Raw genomic sequence first — 19,895 nt, 5'->3', positions numbered from 1 at the left:
TCATGCAGACGCTGAACAGGCTGAAGGGTCTGAAGAGCCGCAACGACTTCGCCGACCCGGCCGTCACCTTCCTGGTGACGTTTCTGCAGGGTCGTGTGCAGCGGGCGCGCAGCAGGGAGTTGGACCGCGGCGCGTCCGCGGTCGAGTGGGTGATCATCTCTGCGGTGGTGGTGGCGATCGTCGGCGTGGTCGCCGCGATCATCAACTCCGCGTTGAGCCAGGGCGCGAACAAGGTCGGCAACTGCATCAAGGGTGCCACCGCAAGCAGCACCTGCTGATTGCCCGAACCTGTCCGTGATTCGACGCCTCGCCGCTCTGATCCGCCGCCGGCTGAACGCCGCCCGCGGCGACTCCGGTGTGTCCGATTCCGGCATGACCGCGATCGAGTTCGTGTTCCTGACGCCCGTCCTGTTCTTCATGATCTTCGCGACGGTGCAGTTCGCCCTGTACTTCTTCGCCGACCATGTGGCCCAGGCCGCGGCGCAGGCCGGCGCGCGCAAGGCACGCGCCGAGGCGGACGCGAACCCCGCGGGTTGGCAGGGTGAGGCGAGCTCCACCGCCGACAGCTACATTCAGCAGCTCGGACCGCAACTGCTCGAAGGAGTGAACGTCCAGCCCGTGTCACCGGCCGCGCACCAGGTCGGCATACGCATCACCGCGCGCGTCCCGTCGGTGTTCCCGGGGCTCGACTTGACCGTCGACACGCTGTCGCAGGGGCCGGTCGAACGCTTCGTACCGGACGGGGGCGGGTGAGGTGCCGATGAGGCTCACGACGCTTACGACCATGGTGCGCGAGGGTGACGAGGGCTTGTCGACGATCGAGGTCGTCGTCCTCGCGCCTGTGCTGATGCTCTTCGTCCTCGTGCTCGTCGGCTTCGGGCTGATCGTCGACGCGCGTGGCGCGATCGACGGCGCGGCGCGCGACGCGGCCCGCGCGGGTTCGTTGGAACGTGACGAGGCGAGCGCGATGGGGCAGGCCCAGGCCGCGGCCGATGCAGATCTGGCCAGCACATGCAGCGGACCGGTCAGCGTACGGCAGATGAGCGCCGGATTCCAGGCGGGCGGGCTGTTCACGGTCGAGGTCAGCTGCCAGGTGCGCGGCCTCGCCATGCTTGGACTCGACATCGGCACGCAGATCACCGGCCGCTCGACGGCGCCCCTCGACCCGTACCGGAGAGTGTCATGAGGGCAGTGAGGGCGTGGTGCGCGCAGGTGGTGGTGCGGCTGCGCCACGACGAGCGGGGTTCCGGCGCCGCTGCCGTGATCATTTTCGCCGTGGTGTTCATGGGGCTTGCAGCGTTCGTCATCGACGGAGGACTGTCGATCTCGCAGCGTGAGCGCGCAGCCGACATCGCCGAGCAGGCAGCCCGTTACGCCGCAGAGGACGTACAGCAAGGCGCCCTGCGCGACAACGGCACCGTCGTCATCAACGCCGCCGACTGCACCGCCCGCGTACGGCAGTTCGCGCAGCAGTCGGGGCTTTCGGGTGCCGATGTCGCCGCCTCCGGATGCACGGCCGCCACCGCACAGCAGGTCCAGGTCGAGGTCCAGCTCACCTACCGTCCTGTCCTCACCGGCCTGTTCTACGACGCCCCCATCCAGGTCCACGGCAGCGCGAACGCCGAACCCCTCACCGGCTGAACCACGTACCGAGAGAAGGCAGAGGCACGACCATGGCACGCACCACCGCCAGTGGGCGACCCGGACACGGACCCGGACACGGACCCGGACAACCGATCGGACCGGCCGGGTCCGCCGGCGCCCGTCCGCGGCGTACCACGGGCGACTTCCTGCGTGCCGCAGCTGCGTTCCTTGCCCTCGTCGTGCTCGTCGTCGGCGTGCCCGGCGCGCTCGTCTACTTCATTGGCTGGCCGCTGCCGCACTCCGTACCCTCGCTCGACACCCTCAAGGATCCGATCACCTCCACAACGTTCGTCGATGTGCTGGCGGTGGTGGTGTGGCTTGCCTGGGCGCAGTTCACCGCCTGCGTGCTGGTCGAGGCCAAGGCCGCGGTCTCGGGCGTCGGGGTTCCGTCCCGTATCCCCGGCGCGGGACCGAGCCAGCTGCTCGCACGTCAACTCGTCGCAGCACTGCTGCTCGTGGGAGCGACCGCGGCGAGCCTCACGCCCGGTCTGTCCTCCCTCGGGGGCGGTTTGGAGCATCAGGGCCCGGCCCGGCCCGGTTCCGTTGCCGCCGCCCAGCAACTCCCCGGTCAGCAGCAGCACATGCGACAGCGGGCCCCGGCATCGCCTGCAGCCGATGTGCAGCAGCACCACACTGATCACAACGTAACAGGCACCACCGACATCGCGGCTGACTCCGCACAGGCCGGGCAGTCCACGAAGTTCTACCGGATCCAGCCGCCCGAGGGCCGTCACCACGACTCGCTCTGGGAGATCGCCCAGCGGCACCTCGGCGACGGACGCCGCTACAAGGAGATCTTCGAGCTCAACAAGGACCGCGTACAGCCGGACGGTTCACGGTTGTCGCAGGCGAGTCTGATCCGGCCCGGCTGGATCCTGGAGATGCCGGGCGACGCACGCGGCGGCGACCTCGTCGAGGCATCGGCGCCTGTCCCGGTCCCCGCGCCGACGCCGGCTCCAACGCCGGCGCCGGCGCCGCAGCACGATGTCCAGCACGGCACGCAGCAGACGCCGGACGCGCAGGAACAGCAGCAGGCCGGGACGCCTCAGGCGGGGACGCCTCAGACCCAGACGCCTCAGACCCAGACGTCGCAAGGCGAGACGTCCCAAGGCCAGACACACGAGGCGCAGGAACAGGCGACGCAGGGGGCCCCGGCCGCGACGACTGCCGCACCCGACAGCGGCGGTGCCGCCTCCCACAGCGTTCAGGACGCTGGCCTGCCCGACGCCCTCGTCGCCGCGCCGCTGCTCGCCGCGGGTCTGCTCGCCGCCCTCGGCCGTCGCCGCCGCACCGCGCTGCTGCAGGCGGCCGCGGCCGGCCTGCGTATGCCGTCGGTGCGCGCTCCGCGTCCCGGCGCCGAGGCCGACACCCAGGACGCGCTGCTCGTCGGCGCCGACCCGCGTGCCGTCGCCTTCCTCGACCGCGCGTTGCGATCGCTGTCCGCCCGACTGGCCGCCCTGGGCCGCAGGTTGCCCACCGTCTATGCGGCCTGGCTCGCCGAGGACGCCCTCCACCTGCAACTCGCCTGGCCGGACGGCGAACCGCCCGCGCCCTGGCGCATCGGCCAGGACCAGACGTTCTGGCGGCTCGACCGCACCGCGCTGCCCGTGGACGCCGAGCTGAGCCCGGTCGCCCCCTACCCCGGGCTCGCCACACTCGGCACGCTCGACGGCTCGCGGCTGCTGCTCAACCTGGAGGCGGTTCCCGGCCTCGTCACGCTCTCCGGCGGGCCCGCCGACCGTGAGACGGTGCTCGCCTCCCTTGCCGCAGAACTCGCCACCAACGGCTGGTCGGACCGGATGACCGTCACCCTCGTCGGTTTCGGCGAACCGCTCGGCGCGCTCGCGCCCACACGGGTACGGATCCTCCCCGATCTCGGCGAACTCCTCGAAGCCATGGAGGACGAGACCACTCAGCGGCGCGGAGCCCTTGGCACGGCCGGGCACAACAGTGTGCTGACCGGGCGCGCGGGCCAGGCGCAGCACACCCAGTGGGCCCCGCACCTCGTGCTCCTCGCCGCCGACCCGACGCCCGAGCAGGCCGAACGGCTTGCCGCGCTCGCCGCCGACTCGGGCCTGCTGGGCATCGGCTACCTCATCGCCACTTCGCGCCCCGAACTCCCGGGTGCAGCATGGCAGTTGGAGGCCACGCCGGACGGGCGGCTGCTCGCCCCGCTGCTCGGCCTCGACCTGGAAGCACAGCGCCTTCCCCAAACGCAGTACGAGGCCGTACTGCGGCTCTTCGCCGACGCCGGCGGTCCCGATGGCGCTCCCGAGCCCGGCTCGACGGCGCCGCCGTTCCTCGTCGACCTCAGCGATCAGGGACGCCCGGCGGTCTACGCACGCCTGATGGGACCGTTCGAGGTCATGGGCGTGGATGCGCTCGACGCCGACCGCAGCGTCCTCGCGCACGAGGCCCTCGCCCTGCTGCTCCTGCACCGCGACGGCGTGCATCCGCGCGTGCTCGCCTCCGCGCTGTGGCCGCGCGGCGCCACCGACGACGTGCGCGACGCGGTGATCGAGCGGGTCGGGAGCTGGCTCGGCACGGACCCCGACGGCACCCCGCGGCTGCGGACGGGTGAGGACGGCCGCCTGTCGCTGTCCACTTCCGTCGTCTCCGACTGGGACGTCCTGCAGACCCTCCGCCACGACGCCGAGGACGGCCGCGGCCGCCGCGACGCCGCCGCCCGACGCCGCCTGCTGGGCGACGCCCTCGCGCTGGCCCGCGGGCCGCTGCTCGCGGACCGCCCGGCGGGCCGATACGGATGGCTGGCCCACGAGATCGTCGAGGCCCAACTCCCGCTGCTGGTCAGCGAAGTCGCCATCGCGCTCTGCGACGAGCACCGTGCGACGGGCAACGCCGAGGCTGCGGTGAACGCCATCCAGGCCGCAATGCGGGTCACCCCCGGCGACGAACGGCTGTGGGTCGCCTTGCTGCGCGCCGTGCACGCCACCGGTGACGAGGCCCGGCTCCGGTCGACGGCAGCGGAACTGGCGGACCGCGCCAGAACCCACCACGGACCGCGCGGCCTCCCACCCCGCACGCGGGCGCTGCTGGACGAACTCCTCCCGAGCTGGCGCGCCCAGACCGGTGCCTAGCCCGGCGGCGGCCGGCGGGCGTGGCGGACGCCGAGGGGTGGGGTTACGAGCCCGAGGGTTCAGGAACGGAGTTGTGCGGTCGTACGCCGCAGTCGCAGCGCGGCGGCCACCAACGCGATGCCGGCCAGCGCGTACTGGACGATCTCGGGGTCGAGTCCGTTGCCCGAGGGAAGGACGAGAAAGGCCAGTCCCGCCGAGGCCACCTTCAGCACGTCGCCGGTCGTACGGTCCCAGCCCGTGGCCGCGATCGGGATCAGGCCCCACAGCATGTACCACGGCTGCACGACGGGCGCGAGAGCCACGAGAGCCAGCAGGCTCAGGCCCAGTGCGTACTCGGGGTGGTGCGCAGGACGCCGAGGTGCGCCGTCGGCCGCGCACTCCGGAGCATGCTTCGGCACGCGCCGCACGAACCGTTCCCCGAACCGCCCTGCGAGCCGGGGTACGGGACCGCGCGCCATGCGCCCGCCCCCGCCCGACGGTGTTCCGCTTCCGGCGCTGCGCAGGACGCGCCACGCCCACACCGCGACGACGGCAAGCGCGCCCCCCATCCCCAACTCCTGCACCACCGTGAGGGTCTCGTCGGGACCGGCCATGCCCGACACCTTGGCCAGTACCACGAACGGCTGCGCGAAGTCCGTCGTGATGGACATCGGCGTGCGGATCGCGATCGGCGCGTGCTGGGTAACCAGCCACCCGTAGCCGGTCCTGGCGAGCGCCGTGGTGACGATGACCGTCGCCGCCGCCACTGCGGCCACCCACAGACAGCGGCCTGCGCGCCCGGGCACGGTACGCCACAGCGCGGGCAGGAAGAGCAGCCCGACCCCGGCCGGCCACTTGACCAGCATCGCCAGTGCGACGAACACCGTGCCCAGCACGGGTCTGTCCCGTCGCGTCAGGACGAAACCGGCCATCATCAGGCCGATCATCAGGGCGTCGTTGTGCACCCCCGCAACCAGGTGGATCAGCACCAGCGGGTTGAGCACCCCGAGCCACAGCGCGCCCGCCTCCGCGACGCCGGTGAAGCCCGCAAGACGCCGTACGGCCCACGCGATCAGTCCGATCCCGGCGAGCGCGGCTGCCCGCATGCCGAGCACGCCGGCGATCACGTTGGTGCCGGCGCCCCGTGCCACGAGCTTGGCGACACTCATGAACACCGGCCCGTACGGGGAGGGGGTCCACCGCCACACATGGGCCACGTTGTGCGCCAGCACCCCGCCGAGCGCCGCCGGCCCGTAGCGGTAGACATCGAGGCCGCGCAGCGCCATCGCCCCCTGGGCGACGTAGCTGTAGACGTCGCTGCTGTACAGCGGCGGGCCCACGCACAGCGGAACCGTCCACCAGGCCAGCGTGACCAGCACGTCACGTCCCTCGACCCGTGTACCGCGCGCGATGAGCGAGCCCAGCCGCCACCAGGCCCCGACCAGCAGGACGAGGCCGCCGTACGCGAGCGCGAGACCCAGCTGCGCAAACTGCGGGCCGCGCCACAGCCACAATCCGGAGGGGTCGTGTGCCGGGAGCGCCCCCGCCCCGAGCGCGCCCGTCGTCAGCGCGACCGCCCCTGCTGCGCCCAGGAGGCGGCACCATGACACCGACCGCGCTCTGGTGCCGACCGGGAATCGCCCCGACCTGGCAGACGTGGCAGCTGTCAGGGCAGACACGTTCGCATACATGATTGCGCACTGTAGTCGAACAAATGCAAATAGTTGCCATTCGGCGCGGTTGCGACAGATGTGTGACCTTGCGTCACATCCCGTGGACGCCATCGCCCGTACGGGTGATCCCCGGCGTGCGGCGGCCACGGAGCGGTCGAGCGGCTACCGGCCGCGCCGGGCCGCCGCCTCGCGGCCGCAGGCATAGGCGAGGGGGCTCAGCAGCTCCTCGGCGTCGGGGAGCCAGCGGTTCATCTCGGTCGGATGGCGCGCCCACTGCACACACCCGGGCACGCACCCGGCGCCGGTCATGCGGGTCGGCGGGGCCACCACGTAGTCGCCCTCGCCCCGCACCGTCAGGTCGAGGGCGTACGGCGGCCAGCCCAACCGCCGCAGCAGATCCGGGACCTTGACGGCCGCGCCGGGCAGCACGAAGAAGGCGAGGCGCCGGGTCGGCGTGCACAGCACGGGACCGAGCGGGAGCTCCATCCGTTCCATCCGCGCCAGCGCCAGGCATCCGGCGACCTCGGGCACGTCGATCACGTCGAAGGTGCGGCCGGTGGGCAGCAGGACGGATGCACGCGGCTCGTTCCGCCACATCCGGCGGACGGCGACGGCGCTGCCGCTCGCCTGGCCGGGCCAGTCGGCGCGGGACGGGTGAGCGCCGGGCTCTGCGCATACCGGGTCGCCGCACGAGCAGTGCACGGCCCCGTCGTCGCCCTCCTCCAGCCAGGTGCCGGGGAGCACGTCCCAGTGCCGCTCCTCCGCGTAGCGCAGGGCCGCCTCGCGCAGCTGCTCGGTCGGTGCGGACGGTGGGGTGGACGCGGACGGCGTGGGCACGGCGAGGCGCGGCGAGGATGCGATGGTGTCTTCCACGCGAATCACAACTCCCCTTGTCAGTAAGGGTTACGGGCGGCCATGACGCGACACGCGGGGCGCACGGAAGCAGGACGGGGGCGCGTGGGAGGGGGCGGGGTCGGCGGCGGGTAGGACCCCTTCGGTCCGTCCGGCGGAGCAGGTGGGAAACAGTCGGAAGATACCTGAACAATTCATGAATCAGTCGGGTATCGGCGGCATACAGACCGAGCCGTGGTGGGCAGAGATCTCGCGTAGGGATCTTGCAGGGGTGCCGGGGGCCGTCCAGGGCGCCCGGCGGAATGAGGGGGACGACGATGGCCGCGCGACCGCTCGTGGCGCGACAGCCGAACGAACGGCTGCAGGTACTCATCCAGGAAGCAGGGTGTTCCAACGCCGGACTTGCCCGCAGGGTCAACGTCTGCGGCGCCGAACACGGCCTCGACCTGCGGTACGACAAGACGTCGGTGGCCCGCTGGCTGGGCGGGCAGCAGCCGCGCGGCAGGGCTCCCGCGATCATCGCCGAGGCACTGGGCCGCAAGCTCGGCCGTACCGTGACGATCGACGAGATCGGCATGGCCAACGGCAAGCATCTGGCGTCCGGTGTCGGCCTGCACTTCGCACCGACCGTGCTGGGCGCCGTGGAGCAGGCCTGCGAGTTGTGGCGCAGTGACGCCGGCCGCCGCGACTTCCTCACCGGTTCGACGGTCGCCGCCTCCGCGCTCGTCGAGCCCAGCCGCGACTGGCTGATCACCGGTCCGGACACCGCGGTCTCCCGCAACGGCGGGCCGCGTGTGGGCACCTGCGACGTCGAGGCGGTGCGGGCGACGACGCAGGCGCTGGTCGAACTCGATCACCGCTTCGGCAGCGGCCACGTCAGACCGGTGGTCGTGCATTACCTCAACAGTGTGGTTTCCGGGCTGCTCGCCGGTTCCTACCGGGAGGCGACCGGCCGCCAACTCTTCGCCGCCGTCGCCCGGTTGACCGAGCTGGCCGGCTACATGGCCGTCGACACCGGCCAGCCGGGCCTCGCCCAGCGCTACTACATCCAGGCGCTGCGCCTCGCCCAGGCCGCGGGCGACCGCGGTTACGGCGGCTATGTGCTCGCCGCCGGAATGAGCCACCTCGCCGCCTCGCTCGGCAATCCGCGGGAGATCGCGCAGTTGGCCCGGGCCGCGCAGGAGGGTGCGCGCGGCCACGCCACGCCCACCGCGCAGGCGATGTTCTATGCGGCGGAGGCGCGCGGCCACGCGCTGCTGGGCGACGCGCGGACGACGAGCGTGGTCGCGGGCAAGGCCGTCGAGGCGCTGGAACGTGCCACGCCGGGCGACGACCCCGACTGGATCGCCCATTTCGACCAGGCTTATCTCGCGGACGAGTTGGCGCACTGCCACCGCGACCTGGGGCAGGCCGGGCCCGCGGCGCGGCGGGCGGAGGAGGCGCTGGCGGGGCATCCGCCGACGCGGGCACGGCGGCGGGCGATCGGCCTGCTGCTGCTCGCCACCGCCCAGTTGCAGGCGCGTGAGGTCGACGAGGCCTGTCACACGGCGACGCAGGCGGTGACGCTGCTGGGTGGCCTGCGGTCCAGCCGTGGCGCAGAGTATCTGGACGACTTCAGGCGCCGCCTCGAACCGTTCGGCCAGGAGACGTCGGTGAGGGAGTTCGACGCGCGGCTGGAGGAGGTCGGTGCGGCGGCGTAGCTCACACCGGACGACGCTCCTGGGAAGGTTCTCCGGGATCCGTACGCCGAATTGTTACGGGACCGACACACCGGCCCCGCAAGGTGCCTCAACCCATGGCGAATCGCGCGCGATTCCGGCCATGCGGACCGGCGTCAGCCTGCTACTGCCGGGTCACTCCCACGGGTGCGTGGTGGTGACGTTATTTGACCCGGTAGCGTGAGCCGACGTTCCGTAGGCCCGGCCGGGGGCGGGCACATTACGCAGCAGGCAGGAGTTTCCGGTGATGCAGAGCGGACGGGGAGACCAGGCGTCGGACGGCACGTACCGGCCACTGCCGATTCCGCGTGAGCCGCAGACTCCGGCGGTGCCCGAGGCCCGCGAGGGCGTTGTGCTGCCCGCGCACGGCGAGCAGTGGGACGGGCCGACTCAGGTCGTCCAGCCCGCGGTGGGGCAGCCGTGGGGCCCGTCGGCACAGTCGGCTGATGCACCACAGCCGCAGCAGCCCGCGGCGCACCCGCAGATGGCGCACCCGCATGCGCAGGCAGACGGTGAGGCGACGCAGCTGATCGCGCCCTATGGGCAGGTGCACGACCAGGGGTACGGCGCGGGGCACGGCTCCGACGCCGAGAAGACCCAGCTCATCTCGCCCTACCAGCAGCAGGCGCAGCAGCCTGTGGAGCACACGCAGCAGCTGCGCCCTCCCGCGCGCATGCCGCTCCCGCCCGAGCAGGAGTTCCGCGCTCCCGTCCCGCCGCTGCCCGAGCAGCCGCCTGCGCCGCCGCCGAGCCCGCCGATGCCGCAGGCCGCTCCGTACGCGATCCGCCCGGGTGCGCCCGGCGACCACCCGTCCGTACCACTGGGGCACCAGCAGGAGACCGCCGTCCTGGGCAGGGCGGCTGCGACGCAGCAGCTGCCCCGGATCGACGAGGCGTGGCAGTCGCAGTCGCAGTCGCAGTCGCCGTCGCCGTCGCCTGAGCAGGGCCTGCAGCAGTCGCAGCCGCAGCCGCAGGACGACTACGACTTTCTCTACCGCAGGAACGACGAAGCGGTGGCGCCGCCGACACGTACGATGCCGCCCGTCCCGCCGTCCTACGGCGGCCCGTCGCAGCCCCGGCAGCAGCCTCATCCGCAGCTCCCGCGCAAGAAGCTCTCGACGCGCGCCGTCGTCGGCATCGCCGTCGCCGCCTGCGCGGTCGTCGGTCTCACCGCCGGTGCCCTGTTCGGCGCCGGGGGCAACGGCTCGGACCAGCAGAAGGCGGGTTCCGCCGCGTCCGCCACCACCAAGGCCTCGTCGGGTGCCGGTGCCAACGCCGCCGCGGCCCAACAGGCCCAGTCGCTGGACGCGCTGCTCGGTCAGAGCGGCAGCAGCCGCACCACCGTGATCAACGCCGTCCAGTCCATCAAGGACTGTGGCAATCTCGCCGCCGCGGCGGCCGACCTGCGCGGTGCTGCCGGCCAGCGCGACGCCCTCGTCTCGCAGCTGTCCCAGCTCTCCCTCGATCAGCTGCCCAGTCACTCCGAGTTGGTGAGCCAACTGACCATGGCGTGGAAGTCATCGGCCGCCGCCGACCAGCACTACGCGCAGTGGGCCGACCAGATGGCCAGGGACAAGAACGGCTGCCGCAAGGGCCACTCCTCGCCGACCCCGCAGATGCAGCAGGGCAACGCGTCGAGCGGCGAGGCCACCTATGCCAAGCAGCAGGCAGCGGCGCTGTGGAACCCGATCGCCCGGCAGTACGGCCTCACCCAGCGCCAGTACTCGCAGCTCTAGCGGCCGGCGACCGGGCCGCCGCCGTCGGCGGCCCGGTCGTCAGTCGTGCGCGCGCTCCAGCGTGCTGCTCATGTTGACGAAGCCGCCCCGGCCCACCGCCGTGAGTTCGCCGTCCCGTACGATCTGATATGTCACGGTTGCATTTACCATGCGCGGATAGTTCTGCACGGCGAGCAGGTCCCCGTACTGCCATCCGAGCGGCGGGGTCAGCCCGCCCGTCGAGATGCCGTGCGCCTGGTCGAGAGCGTGCTGCACGGTCGATGCCGTGACCGGGCCGTCGCCGAGCGAGCGGACGACGGTGGCGAAGGCGGTGTAGGCGATCCATGTCGTCTCGGCGCCCGGGTCGGCGACGTCGAGGTTGGTGTCCCCGAAGGCGTACTTGTCGACGGCGTCGCGCATCGCGTTCCAGCGCGGATCGCCCGGCGGCGGATACCAACCGGTTGCGTAGGAGCCCTCCATCGGACCGTCCGCGCCTCCCATCGCGTCGAGCATCGGCTGGTCGACGCTGCCGAGCACGGACGCGGTGCGTATCTGCGGCCCGAAGTCGAGCCGCCGGAAGTCGTCGAAGAACGTTCCGGTGTTGCCGCCCAGCACCGCGGTGACGCACTGGCCGGGCTCACCCGAGCCCACCGCGGTCTGGGCAGCGCCGCTGTAGTCGGTGGCGGCCTCGGGGACCCTGACGTCCTGCGCGGGGGTGGAGTTGCCGCCGTAGGCGAGTCCGGCGTCGAGGAACTCGGGGAAGCTGTCGCCCGCCTCGGTGTCGGGCCGTACGAGGGAGACCTTGCGGCAGCCACTGGCGAGCTGACGTCCGTTGCCGGCGAGCAGCGCGGGCGCCCCGCCGTTGACGGGGTAGGAGAGCGGGCTGGTGAACTCCTCCTGCGTGATCCCGTAGCCGCCGAGGTACGGGATGCCGGCGTCCTCCAGCGTGGGCATGAAACTTTCGCCGTACTGGCTGTAGGACCCGATGACGGCGACGGCGTGCGCCTCCACGGCCTGCTGCGCACAATTCTCGGCCTGCACGCTGTCGTTGTGCTCGTTGCAGGTGAGGACCTGCAGGGAGCGACCGTTGATGCCGCCCTGGGCATTGACCATGCGCGCGTATGCCTCGGCCATCGCAGGCATACCAGGCATATTGGTCGCGTCGGTTCCCTCGGGGGCCCAGGTCATGACCACGATGGGGTCCTGGGAGCCGGACGTTCCCGGGATCACGCCGCATCCGCTGAGCAGGAAGGCGGCTGCCGCCGCCAAGACACCGACGCGGCGTGTTGCGGTCGTTGCGGTCATGGATACGTAGGTTTGTGCCCTGCTACCAACGGGGCAGTGCTGCTCGTGCAACGCGAAGTGACGGCACGGTGAACAGCGGGCGCATCGCTGTGAAGCCCCTACGGGCGGCGGGCGGGGCGGCATGTGCCCATGGCGTGTTCGATCGTGGCTTCATCTGAACGTACGATCGATGACCGTGCAAGGTTCGGAGAAGTCTTCCCGGCGAGGTGCCCGCTCCTCCACGATGGGGCGTATGCCGCTCAACGACATGCCCTGGTGGCGCTGGCGCAGCAATGTGCGCTCCGCGCTGCACATGATCAGCGATCCCGTCTTCCAGCAGGAGTGCTGGCTGGCGGGGCGTCCCGGGTACGGGGACGTCACCGATGCCGTCTACCGGCTGGTCGAGGACACCTGGCTCGACAACTGGTCGGCCGAGAAGTACGTCGGGACGATATTCCGGGACGCTCACGAGGCGACGCTGGTCGATGCGGCGGTGCTGCGTGTGCTGCGGATCCTGCACCAGGTGGGCGCTGACGCACCCGTGCAGGCGTACCTGGAGAACCCGGACTGGCCGGATGCGGTACGCGCGGCACGCGAGGCGCACGTCGTCCTGGCCACCAACGACCAGGACGACCCGGACGCACCGCCGCGCTCGCTCGACGTGCTCGCCATTTACACCCGGTCCGTCTAGGACCCGGTCCGTCTCGGGGTCGGTCCGTCCGGACGCGGTCCGTCTCAGGGTCGGTCCGTCTGGCGGACGGGTGGCGAGGGCCGGTGGTCGGTGTGCGACGCTATTGCGGTGAACGACTCGCAGCCCGCCAAGCCCGCACGCTCCGATCACGACCAGTACCTGCTGACGCTGTCCTGCCCCGACAAGCGGGGCATCGTGCACGCCGTCTCCAGCTATCTGTTCATGACCGGCTGCAACATCGTCGACAGCCAGCAGTTCGGCGACCAGGACACTGGCCTGTTCTTCATGCGGGTCCACTTCTCGGCGGAGCCGCCGGTCACCGCAGACAAGCTGCGGGCGAGCTTCGCCGCCGTCGCGGACAGCTTCGGGATGGACTGGCAGATCCACTCGGCCGATCAGAAGATGCGCATTCTGATCATGGTCAGCAAGTTCGGGCACTGTCTGAACGATCTCCTCTTCCGCAGCCGGATCGGGGCGCTGCCGGTCGAGATCGCCGCGGTGGTCTCGAACCACACGGACTTCGAGGAGCTGGTCGGCTCCTACGGCATCCCGTTCCACCACATTCCCGTCACCAAGGACGCCAAGCCACAGGCCGAGGCCGAGCTGCTGGATATCGTGGAGGCGGAGGGCGTCGAGCTGGTCGTGCTCGCCCGCTACATGCAGGTGATCTCCGACGATCTGTGCAAGAAACTAGCGGGCCGGATCATCAACATCCACCACTCCTTCCTGCCGAGCTTCAAGGGAGCCAAGCCCTACCACCAGGCGCATGCGCGCGGTGTGAAGCTGATCGGCGCGACGGCGCACTACGTCACCGCCGACCTCGACGAGGGCCCGATCATCGAGCAGGAGGTCGAGCGCGTGGGGCACGAGGCCACCCCGGAACAGCTGGTGGCGGTCGGCCGGGACGTCGAGTGCCAGGCGCTGGCGCGTGCGGTGAAGTGGCACAGCGAGCACCGCGTCCTGCTCAACGGCACCCGCACGGTCGTCTTCGCCTGACGCCCGTGGCATGGCACCCCCGGGCCTGACGGCCACGTCCGTCCGTCACAGCTGCGTGCTTCACATCGCGCCTGTCTCATCCGCGCCTGTCTCATCCGCGCCTGTCTCATCCGCGCCTGTCACATCCGGGACATGCTCGCAGTGGCGCAGAGCACGTCGCGGATCGCCTCCCGCTCGCCGTCCTGGCCTGCCGCCAGGTCCTCCGGATGCCGGTGACCCGCGGCCAGCTGGCAGAACTCGATGCCCTCCAGGGCGACATGCGCCACCTCGGTGTCCGGTGAGGCGATCGCCGCGGGCGAGTCGAGCGGGATGTACCAGTGGCCTCCGCCCTGCCCCTCCACCTCCAGATGGAGCGTGCGGCCCGGCGTGCCCGCCTCCGTCAACCAGCCCGGCGACGAGGCGAGTCCCGCTCTTCTGCGCTCGGCCAGGACGGCCGGCAGCTGGCGGGCGGCCAGGTCGATGATCCGGTTCAAGTGCCGCGGCGCGGGCGGCTCGTACGGGTAGTCCAGTGCCGTGGCGACGTCCTCGGCGTGGATCCAGCACTCGAAGGCGCGGTCGATCAGCGCGTCGCGGATCGGCAGGACGAGCCCGGTGAAGTCGACGGGCAGGCCGCCGCTGCTCGTCCCCGCGAACGACAGTGTGCGCACGATGCCGCGGGTCTGGGCGCGCCAGGAGCTCCGTATGAGTGCGTGCGAATGGTGGCCGCACCGGTCGGCGGCTTCGTCGGTACGGCCGGCAATGGTGCGCGGTGCGTCGGGGCCGAGCGGATCGTCGAGGCCGATCGCCATGGCGACCAGGCCGTCGATCGAGCCGAGATGGGCGAGCACCCCGCTGAGCGTGAGCTGCCGCTGCCCGCCCGACCACGTCAGCCGGACCGGCATCTCCCATTCCGGATCGCCGAGATCACCGAGGAAGGCGTCGAGCCGCGCGGTCTCGGCATCGTACGGGCCCGCCCACTCGGGGACGGGGATGCGCGCCGGCCGTCGGCCGAGACAGCCTTCCAGCACCCTGGCCCGCAGCAGCGGGTCGAGGTCGAGCGAGTCCTCCCGGTGGAGCAGCCCCACCGCGTCGCGCAGCCGCAACGCCTCCTCCGCACAGGAGGCGCAGTGGGTGAGGTGGTCTTCGACGGCGGCACTTTCCTCGGCGGAGCAGGCGGACAACGCCCAGGCCCCGAGGAGGGACTTGAGGGTGTCGTGGTCGAAGTGGTAGGCGGGCAGGGCAGGATCCGCGACGAGCCGGGGCTGCGGCTCCAGCTCCGGTTCAAGGGCAGGCACAGGCTGGGACTCGGGCATGGACGGCATGTCGTCCGCCGCATCGCGCGGCTGCGGTACGCGAGGCAAGGGCATGCCGTGCGGCGGGGTGTCCCCGTCGCCCAGCGGCTCGTTGCCCATCGGGCCGTTCACAACACACCGCCGGAAGAGCCGGACGGGGGCGAGGGCGAGGACTGCGGCGGTTGCATTGCGGTGGAGAGCATCTGCAGCCCGAGGCGGAGCCGGCGGCGTGTCTCGTTCTCCGTGAGGCCGAGTTCCGCGGCGGTCCGCCGGTAGTCGCGCCGCTGGAAATAGGCGAGTTCGAGCGTGGCGCGTATTGAGGACGGCATGGACGTGCGAATGAAGTCCGCGCGTGCGGCCGTGTTCGCCTCACGGACTCTCGCCTCGAGCTGGGCCGCGGACCGTTCGCCGCCGATCCGTACGCGCTCGGCCTCGGAGCGGCGCAGCCGGTGGACGGCCTGACGCTGGGTGAGGCTGGCGATCCACGAACGCATGTTGCCGTCCTTGGGATCGAACGCATCCGGGTTCTCCCAGATGTAACCGAAGACCTCACGGGTGATCTGGTCAGCCGCGTCCTCGTCCGCCATGACACGGTGCGCGATGCTGTGGACGAGCGAGGCGAAACGGTCGTACAACTCGCCGAGCGCCGCCTCCTCGCCGCGGGCGAGGCGCTGCTGCATCTTGCGGTCCCAGCGCGGTGGTGCGGGTGTCGCCATCCGGCCGCCCCCTCTCGGCTCGCGCGTCCTGCCCTGCGGTCCGTGCGTGGACCCTTCCGTGCCCTCCGCCTCGAATGTATCCGCCGCCTCCGACAACGTACGCCCCTTTGCCGCAACGAGCTTCGAGAACTCACCGAAACCGATCGATTGATTACGCATCGTGCACAGAACAGACCGCGGGAGTCGACGTGTTATGCGGGTGTGACAGTGGGATGGCGGGGAAGGGATTGCCGCTGGGCATAGGGTCAGTGGGGGCACGGGAAGACCCTGCTGACGAAGGGCAGCGAGCCAGTGGCGTTGAGCGTGAAGGCCGAGGAGCGGGACGGCTGGACGATCCTGCAGGTGTCGGGTGAGCTGGACCTGGTGTCCTCCCCCGGAGTGCGCCAGCACGTGCACGACGCCGTCGCGGACGGGCGGCGCAGCGTCGTGCTCGACCTGTCCGACGTGAGGTTCTGCGACTCCAGCGGGGTCGGCGTGCTGATCGCCGCCCGACGACTGATGCGCTCGTGTGCGGGTCGGCTGCGGCTGATTCTGCCGGCCCAGGGCGCGGTGGACGGCTCCCACGTCAACCGGGTCCTCGCGGCGCTCGGCGTACGACGCCTCTTCGACGTCTACTCCGACCAGAGCGCGGCCGTCGACGAGGCGGCACGGCCCCTCACGGCATAGCGGCATGCGGCACAGCGCGCGCTGATGTCCCGGCCTCGCTGCTCGGTGCTCCGTGACAACATATCGTTACGGAAGGTTACTCACTGCGACAGTGGGTCGCGGGCCGACAGGAGGAATGCAGTGGCCAAGGCGAAGTTCGAGCGGACAAAACCGCACGTCAATATCGGCACCATCGGTCACATCGACCACGGTAAGACGACGCTCACTGCGGCGATCACCAAGGTGCTGCACGACGCGCACCCCGATCTCAACCCGTTTACGCCGTTCGAGGACATCGACAAGGCCCCCGAAGAGCGGCAACGCGGTATCACGATCTCCATCGCGCACGTCGAGTACCAGACGGAGAACCGTCACTACGCGCATGTCGACTGTCCGGGGCACGCCGACTACGTCAAGAACATGATCACCGGCGCCGCCCAGATGGACGGAGCCATCCTCGTGGTCGCGGCCACCGACGGCCCGATGCCGCAGACCAAGGAGCACGTGCTCCTCGCCCGCCAGGTCGGAGTGCCGGCGATCGTCGTCGCCCTGAACAAGGCCGACATGGTCGACGACGAGGAGATCATGGAACTTGTCGAGATGGAGGTCCGCGAACTCCTCTCGGCGTACGAGTTTCCCGGCGACGACCTGCCGGTGGTCAGGGTCTCCGCGCTGAAGGCGCTGGAGGGCGACCCGGAGTGGGCCCAGTCCGTGGTGAAGCTGATGGAGGCCGTCGACGAGTACATCCCGGAACCGGAGCGGGACATCGACAAGCCGTTCCTGATGCCGATCGAGGACGTCTTCACCATCACCGGCCGTGGCACCGTCGTGACCGGCCGCATCGAACGCGGTGTGCTGAAGGTCAACGACGCGGTGGACATCGTCGGAATCCACCCGGAGAAGATCAGCACCACCGTCACGGGCATCGAGATGTTCCGCAAGCTGCTCGATGAGGGCCGGGCGGGTGAGAACGTCGGTCTGCTGCTGCGCGGCATCAAGCGTGAGGATGTCGAGCGCGGCCAGGTCGTCATCAAGCCGGGCACCGTGACCCCGCACACGGAGTTCGAGGGGCAGGCGTACATCCTGTCGAAGGACGAGGGCGGACGCCACACCCCGTTCTTCAACAACTACCGCCCGCAGTTCTACTTCCGGACCACCGACGTGACGGGCGTCGTCACTCTTCCGGAGGGCACCGAAATGGTGATGCCGGGCGACAACACCACGATGCTGGTGCAGCTGATCCAACCGATCGCCATGGAGGAGGGCCTGAAATTCGCGATCCGCGAGGGCGGCCGGACCGTCGGCGCAGGCCAGGTCACCAGGATCATCAAATAGCAGATCGTCTCGCAGATCGTCGAGGGAACGGCGCGCCGCGCGGTGCGCCCCCGGGCGACGCACCCGGCCGGATGCGTCGCCCGGGTGGGAGAATCCGGCCATGGTCTCCCTCGTTCTTATGCGCGGTGACATCACCGAGCAGGCCGTCGACGCCGTCGTGAATGCCGCGAATTCCTCGCTGCTCGGCGGCGGCGGGGTCGACGGCGCGATTCACCGCAGGGGCGGTCCGGAGATTCTGGCGGAATGCCGCGAGCTGCGGGCCTCGCGCTACGGGAAAGGGCTGCCGACGGGGCAAGCGGTGGCCACGACCGCCGGGCGGCTGCCTGCGCGTTGGGTGATCCACACGGTGGGGCCTGTGTGGTCGGCGAGCGAGGACCGCTCGGAGCTGCTGGCCTCCTGTTATCGCGAATCGCTGCGTGTGGCCGATGAACTGGGGGCGCGGGCGGTGGCGTTTCCGGCGATCTCCACGGGCGTCTACCGGTGGCCGCTCGACGACGGCGCCCGGATCGCGGTCGCGGCTGTGCGTGCCGCGGCCACCAAGGTCTCCGAGGTGCGTTTCGTCCTCTTCGACGAGAACGCCTATTCCGCCTTCCTCGCCGCGTCGCGGTCGCCATAGCGGTGGTCGCCGTAGCGCTCGCGCAGTTTGTACTTGAGGACCTTGCGCAGTGTGTCCCCACGCGGCAGGGCGTCGACGATCTCCAGTTGTTCGGGGAGTTTGTGGACGGACAGTCCGCGGGAGCGCAAGTATGCGGTGGCCTCGGCGAGGGTGAGCGGGGCGGCGCCCGGTGGCTGTTCCACGATGGCGCAGACGCGCTCACCGCGCTGGTGGTCCGGCAGGCCGATGACGGCGACGTCGCCGACCGCCGGGTGGGCGTAGAGGAGATCCTCGATCTCCTTGGCGGAGATGTTCTCGCCCTTGCGGATGATGATGTCCTTCAGGCGGCCGGTGAGGACGAGGTGGCCCTCGTGGGTGAGATGGCCCAGGTCGCCGGTGCGGAAGAAGCCGTCCTCGTCGAAGGCCTCGGCGGTCTGGGCCGGGTCGAGGTAGCCGTGGCACACGGCCTCGCCGCGCAGCCGCACCTCGCCGTCGGCGCCGGGCGGCAGGGGTTTGCCGTCGGGGTCGGTGATGCGTATCTCCATGGCGGCGGGCGGGGGGCCTTCGGTGGTGGCGAGCTGCTCCGGAGTGTCAGTGGGGCGCCCTATGGTGATCATCGGGGCTTCGGTCATGCCGTAGCCGTGGGTGAGTTGGCAGCCGAGCTCACGCACGACGTCGTAGTACACCTCGGGCGGCTTGGGGGCGCCGCCGCCCGCGAGGAGACGGAGGGAGGGGATCAGCTGTGTCCCGGGCGGTAGTTTGCGCTGCTCGGCGAGGAAGAGCGTGTAGAAGGCGGTGGAGCCGCCGGCCAGGGTGACGCCGTGGCGGCGGTAGGCGTCCAGCGCGTCCTCCATGGCGAAGTGCTCGAACAGCAGCGCAGGGAAGCCGTAGAGCAGCAGCATCACCAGATAGTCGGGGCCGCCTATGTGGGCGTAGGGGAAGGCGATGGAGCCGACGTCGTGCGAGCGCATGCGCAGGGCGTGGGCGAGGCACGAGCCGCCTGCGATCAGGCTGCGGTCGGTGTGCAGCACGCCCTTCGGGGTGGAGGTGGTTCCGGAAGTCCAGTAGATCCAGCGGACTTCGGTGCCGTCTGAGGGCGCGGAGGGCAGGACGGACGGATCGCCGTCGGGCAGCGGGTGCCGGGGCGTGCCGTCGACGATCAAAGCCGCGGGCGGCCGGGGAAGCCCGCGGGCCAGCCGGTCGGCCATGGCCGTGAAGTCGAAGCCGCGCCACTCGCCGGGTATGACGAGGTGGGCGGCGCCGGTCTCGCGCAGGGCGTGGCCGACCTCGCGGTCGCGGTAGAGGGGGATCACTGGCGTCTGGACGGCGCCGAGGCGTGCGAGGGCGGCGGAGAGCAGCACTGTCTCGATCCGGGTGGGCAGTTGCCAGCAGACCCGGCTGCCCGGGTGCACCCCGATGCCGTACAGCCCGGCGGCGACGCGTTCGGCGCGGTCGTGCAGTTCGCCGAAGGTGAGGTGACGGTCGGCGGTGTCGAGGAGCACGGCCGCGTCGGGGGTGAGGGCGGCGCGGCGTGCGATGAGCTCCCACAGGGTGCGTGACGCGGCGAGGTCGTTGGGGGTCGTGGTGTCCATGGCCGCCTTTCGTTCGCGCGGACTCCGGCTTCACCTGACGCAGTGTCAGGTATACCGTAGTTCTGATGGAGTATCAGCTATCGGCCGCGGGG

18 protein-coding genes are annotated in these 19,895 nt (G+C 70.9%); 12 read left to right on the top strand and 6 right to left on the bottom strand.

The annotated features are described in order from the left end of the window. The first annotated feature begins 2 nt into the window (after positions 1-2). Genes NGB36_RS08990 through NGB36_RS08970 form a run of 5 tightly spaced genes read left to right on the top strand, consistent with a single transcriptional unit; the run spans position 3 to position 4,742 of the window. A complete protein-coding gene (locus NGB36_RS08990) occupies positions 3-278 on the top strand; it encodes a hypothetical protein (protein WP_255919618.1) in 276 nt (91 codons plus the stop codon). Positions 279-294: 16 nt separating this feature from the next. Next, positions 295-753, top strand: a complete 459-nt coding sequence (locus NGB36_RS08985; protein ID WP_255919617.1) for a TadE family protein — start codon at positions 295-297, stop codon at positions 751-753. 7 nt (positions 754-760) lie between these two features. Further along, positions 761-1,186: a TadE/TadG family type IV pilus assembly protein gene (locus tag NGB36_RS08980; RefSeq protein WP_255919616.1), complete on the top strand. Its 426-nt coding sequence runs from the start codon at positions 761-763 to the stop codon at positions 1,184-1,186. After that, positions 1,183-1,641 carry a TadE/TadG family type IV pilus assembly protein gene (locus tag NGB36_RS08975; protein ID WP_255919615.1) on the top strand — a complete coding sequence of 153 codons (459 nt, stop codon included), beginning with the start codon at positions 1,183-1,185 and terminating at the stop codon, positions 1,639-1,641. Before NGB36_RS08980 ends, NGB36_RS08975 begins: the two co-directional genes overlap by 4 nt. A 32-nt stretch (positions 1,642-1,673) precedes the next feature. Beyond that, positions 1,674-4,742 carry a BTAD domain-containing putative transcriptional regulator gene (locus NGB36_RS08970; protein WP_255919614.1) on the top strand — a complete coding sequence of 1,023 codons (3,069 nt, stop codon included), beginning with the start codon at positions 1,674-1,676 and terminating at the stop codon, positions 4,740-4,742. A gap of 59 nt (positions 4,743-4,801) precedes the next feature. Here the strand turns inward: NGB36_RS08970 and mptB are convergent, their stop codons facing one another. Next, the gene (mptB, locus tag NGB36_RS08965; RefSeq protein ID WP_255919613.1) at positions 4,802-6,331 is read right to left on the bottom strand and encodes a polyprenol phosphomannose-dependent alpha 1,6 mannosyltransferase MptB; all 1,530 of its coding nucleotides are present in this window, start codon (positions 6,329-6,331) and stop codon (positions 4,802-4,804) included. Positions 6,332-6,556: 225 nt separating this feature from the next. Next, positions 6,557-7,276 (bottom strand): bifunctional DNA primase/polymerase, encoded by a 720-nt coding sequence (locus NGB36_RS08960; protein WP_372509394.1) that lies wholly within the window; start codon positions 7,274-7,276, stop codon positions 6,557-6,559. A gap of 287 nt (positions 7,277-7,563) precedes the next feature. Here NGB36_RS08960 and NGB36_RS08955 point away from each other — a divergent pair, with 287 nt between their 5' ends. Next, on the top strand, positions 7,564-8,946 hold the full coding sequence (locus NGB36_RS08955; RefSeq protein WP_255919612.1) for an NsdA family TPR-like regulatory protein: 1,383 nt from the start codon (positions 7,564-7,566) through the stop codon (positions 8,944-8,946). 265 nt (positions 8,947-9,211) lie between these two features. Further along, positions 9,212-10,699 (top strand): hypothetical protein, encoded by a 1,488-nt coding sequence (locus NGB36_RS08950; RefSeq protein WP_255919611.1) that lies wholly within the window; start codon positions 9,212-9,214, stop codon positions 10,697-10,699. Positions 10,700-10,738: 39 nt separating this feature from the next. On the opposite strand, the gene NGB36_RS08945 is transcribed toward NGB36_RS08950, so the two are convergent. Further along, complete coding sequence (locus NGB36_RS08945) at positions 10,739-11,983, bottom strand: ABC transporter substrate-binding protein (protein ID WP_255919610.1); 1,245 nt, start codon at positions 11,981-11,983, stop codon at positions 10,739-10,741. 169 nt (positions 11,984-12,152) lie between these two features. Between NGB36_RS08945 and NGB36_RS08940 the strand changes: the two genes are divergently transcribed. Next, positions 12,153-12,653: an SCO4402 family protein gene (locus tag NGB36_RS08940; protein WP_255919609.1), complete on the top strand. Its 501-nt coding sequence runs from the start codon at positions 12,153-12,155 to the stop codon at positions 12,651-12,653. A gap of 108 nt (positions 12,654-12,761) precedes the next feature. Further along, positions 12,762-13,649 (top strand): formyltetrahydrofolate deformylase, encoded by an 888-nt coding sequence (purU, locus tag NGB36_RS08935; protein ID WP_255919608.1) that lies wholly within the window; start codon positions 12,762-12,764, stop codon positions 13,647-13,649. Between the two features lie 119 nt (positions 13,650-13,768). Here the strand turns inward: purU and NGB36_RS08930 are convergent, their stop codons facing one another. Both NGB36_RS08930 and NGB36_RS08925 read right to left on the bottom strand, forming a co-directional pair. After that, complete coding sequence (locus NGB36_RS08930; protein WP_255919607.1) at positions 13,769-15,040, bottom strand: maleylpyruvate isomerase N-terminal domain-containing protein; 1,272 nt, start codon at positions 15,038-15,040, stop codon at positions 13,769-13,771. A gap of 8 nt (positions 15,041-15,048) precedes the next feature. After that, positions 15,049-15,636, bottom strand: coding sequence for a sigma-70 family RNA polymerase sigma factor (locus tag NGB36_RS08925; protein ID WP_255919606.1), 588 nt, complete (start codon positions 15,634-15,636; stop codon positions 15,049-15,051). 291 nt (positions 15,637-15,927) lie between these two features. On the opposite strand from NGB36_RS08925, the gene NGB36_RS08920 reads away from it, so the two are divergent. The 3 genes from NGB36_RS08920 to NGB36_RS08910 all read left to right on the top strand — a co-directional run bounded on the left by NGB36_RS08920 (position 15,928) and on the right by NGB36_RS08910 (position 18,232). Next, a complete protein-coding gene (locus tag NGB36_RS08920) occupies positions 15,928-16,302 on the top strand; it encodes an STAS domain-containing protein (protein ID WP_255919605.1) in 375 nt (124 codons plus the stop codon). A gap of 120 nt (positions 16,303-16,422) precedes the next feature. Continuing rightward, positions 16,423-17,616, top strand: coding sequence for an elongation factor Tu (gene tuf, locus NGB36_RS08915; protein WP_255919604.1), 1,194 nt, complete (start codon positions 16,423-16,425; stop codon positions 17,614-17,616). Between the two features lie 100 nt (positions 17,617-17,716). After that, positions 17,717-18,232, top strand: coding sequence for an O-acetyl-ADP-ribose deacetylase (locus NGB36_RS08910; RefSeq protein ID WP_255919603.1), 516 nt, complete (start codon positions 17,717-17,719; stop codon positions 18,230-18,232). Here the strand turns inward: NGB36_RS08910 and NGB36_RS08905 are convergent. Then, positions 18,196-19,803: a class I adenylate-forming enzyme family protein gene (locus tag NGB36_RS08905; RefSeq protein WP_255919602.1), complete on the bottom strand. Its 1,608-nt coding sequence runs from the start codon at positions 19,801-19,803 to the stop codon at positions 18,196-18,198. The genes NGB36_RS08910 and NGB36_RS08905 overlap by 37 nt on opposite strands. Positions 19,804-19,895 lie beyond the last annotated feature (92 nt).

This window comes from Streptomyces humicola (assembly GCF_024436035.1).
GTDB classification, from domain to species: Bacteria; Actinomycetota; Actinomycetes; order Streptomycetales; family Streptomycetaceae; genus Streptantibioticus_B; species Streptantibioticus_B humicola.
Note: the sequence above shows the minus strand (reverse complement) of the source record. Positions and strands in the feature narration are given on the sequence as shown.

What these genes read in the sequence shown, in the direction of transcription:
- NGB36_RS08990 (WP_255919618.1), top strand. Translation starts at nt 3, where the DNA reads ATGCAGACGCTGAACAGGCTGAAGGGTCTGAAGAGCCGCAACGACTTC.
- NGB36_RS08980 (WP_255919616.1), top strand. Translation starts at nt 761, where the DNA reads ATGAGGCTCACGACGCTTACGACCATGGTGCGCGAGGGTGACGAGGGC.
- NGB36_RS08975 (WP_255919615.1), top strand. Translation starts at nt 1,183, where the DNA reads ATGAGGGCAGTGAGGGCGTGGTGCGCGCAGGTGGTGGTGCGGCTGCGC.
- NGB36_RS08970 (WP_255919614.1), top strand. Translation starts at nt 1,674, where the DNA reads ATGGCACGCACCACCGCCAGTGGGCGACCCGGACACGGACCCGGACAC.
- NGB36_RS08955 (WP_255919612.1), top strand. Translation starts at nt 7,564, where the DNA reads ATGGCCGCGCGACCGCTCGTGGCGCGACAGCCGAACGAACGGCTGCAG.
- NGB36_RS08950 (WP_255919611.1), top strand. Translation starts at nt 9,212, where the DNA reads ATGCAGAGCGGACGGGGAGACCAGGCGTCGGACGGCACGTACCGGCCA.
- NGB36_RS08945 (WP_255919610.1), bottom strand. Translation starts at nt 11,983, where the DNA reads ATGACCGCAACGACCGCAACACGCCGCGTCGGTGTCTTGGCGGCGGCA.
- NGB36_RS08940 (WP_255919609.1), top strand. Translation starts at nt 12,153, where the DNA reads ATGACCGTGCAAGGTTCGGAGAAGTCTTCCCGGCGAGGTGCCCGCTCC.
- NGB36_RS08930 (WP_255919607.1), bottom strand. Translation starts at nt 15,040, where the DNA reads ATGGGCAACGAGCCGCTGGGCGACGGGGACACCCCGCCGCACGGCATG.
- NGB36_RS08925 (WP_255919606.1), bottom strand. Translation starts at nt 15,636, where the DNA reads ATGGCGACACCCGCACCACCGCGCTGGGACCGCAAGATGCAGCAGCGC.
- NGB36_RS08910 (WP_255919603.1), top strand. Translation starts at nt 17,717, where the DNA reads ATGGTCTCCCTCGTTCTTATGCGCGGTGACATCACCGAGCAGGCCGTC.
- NGB36_RS08905 (WP_255919602.1), bottom strand. Translation starts at nt 19,803, where the DNA reads ATGGACACCACGACCCCCAACGACCTCGCCGCGTCACGCACCCTGTGG.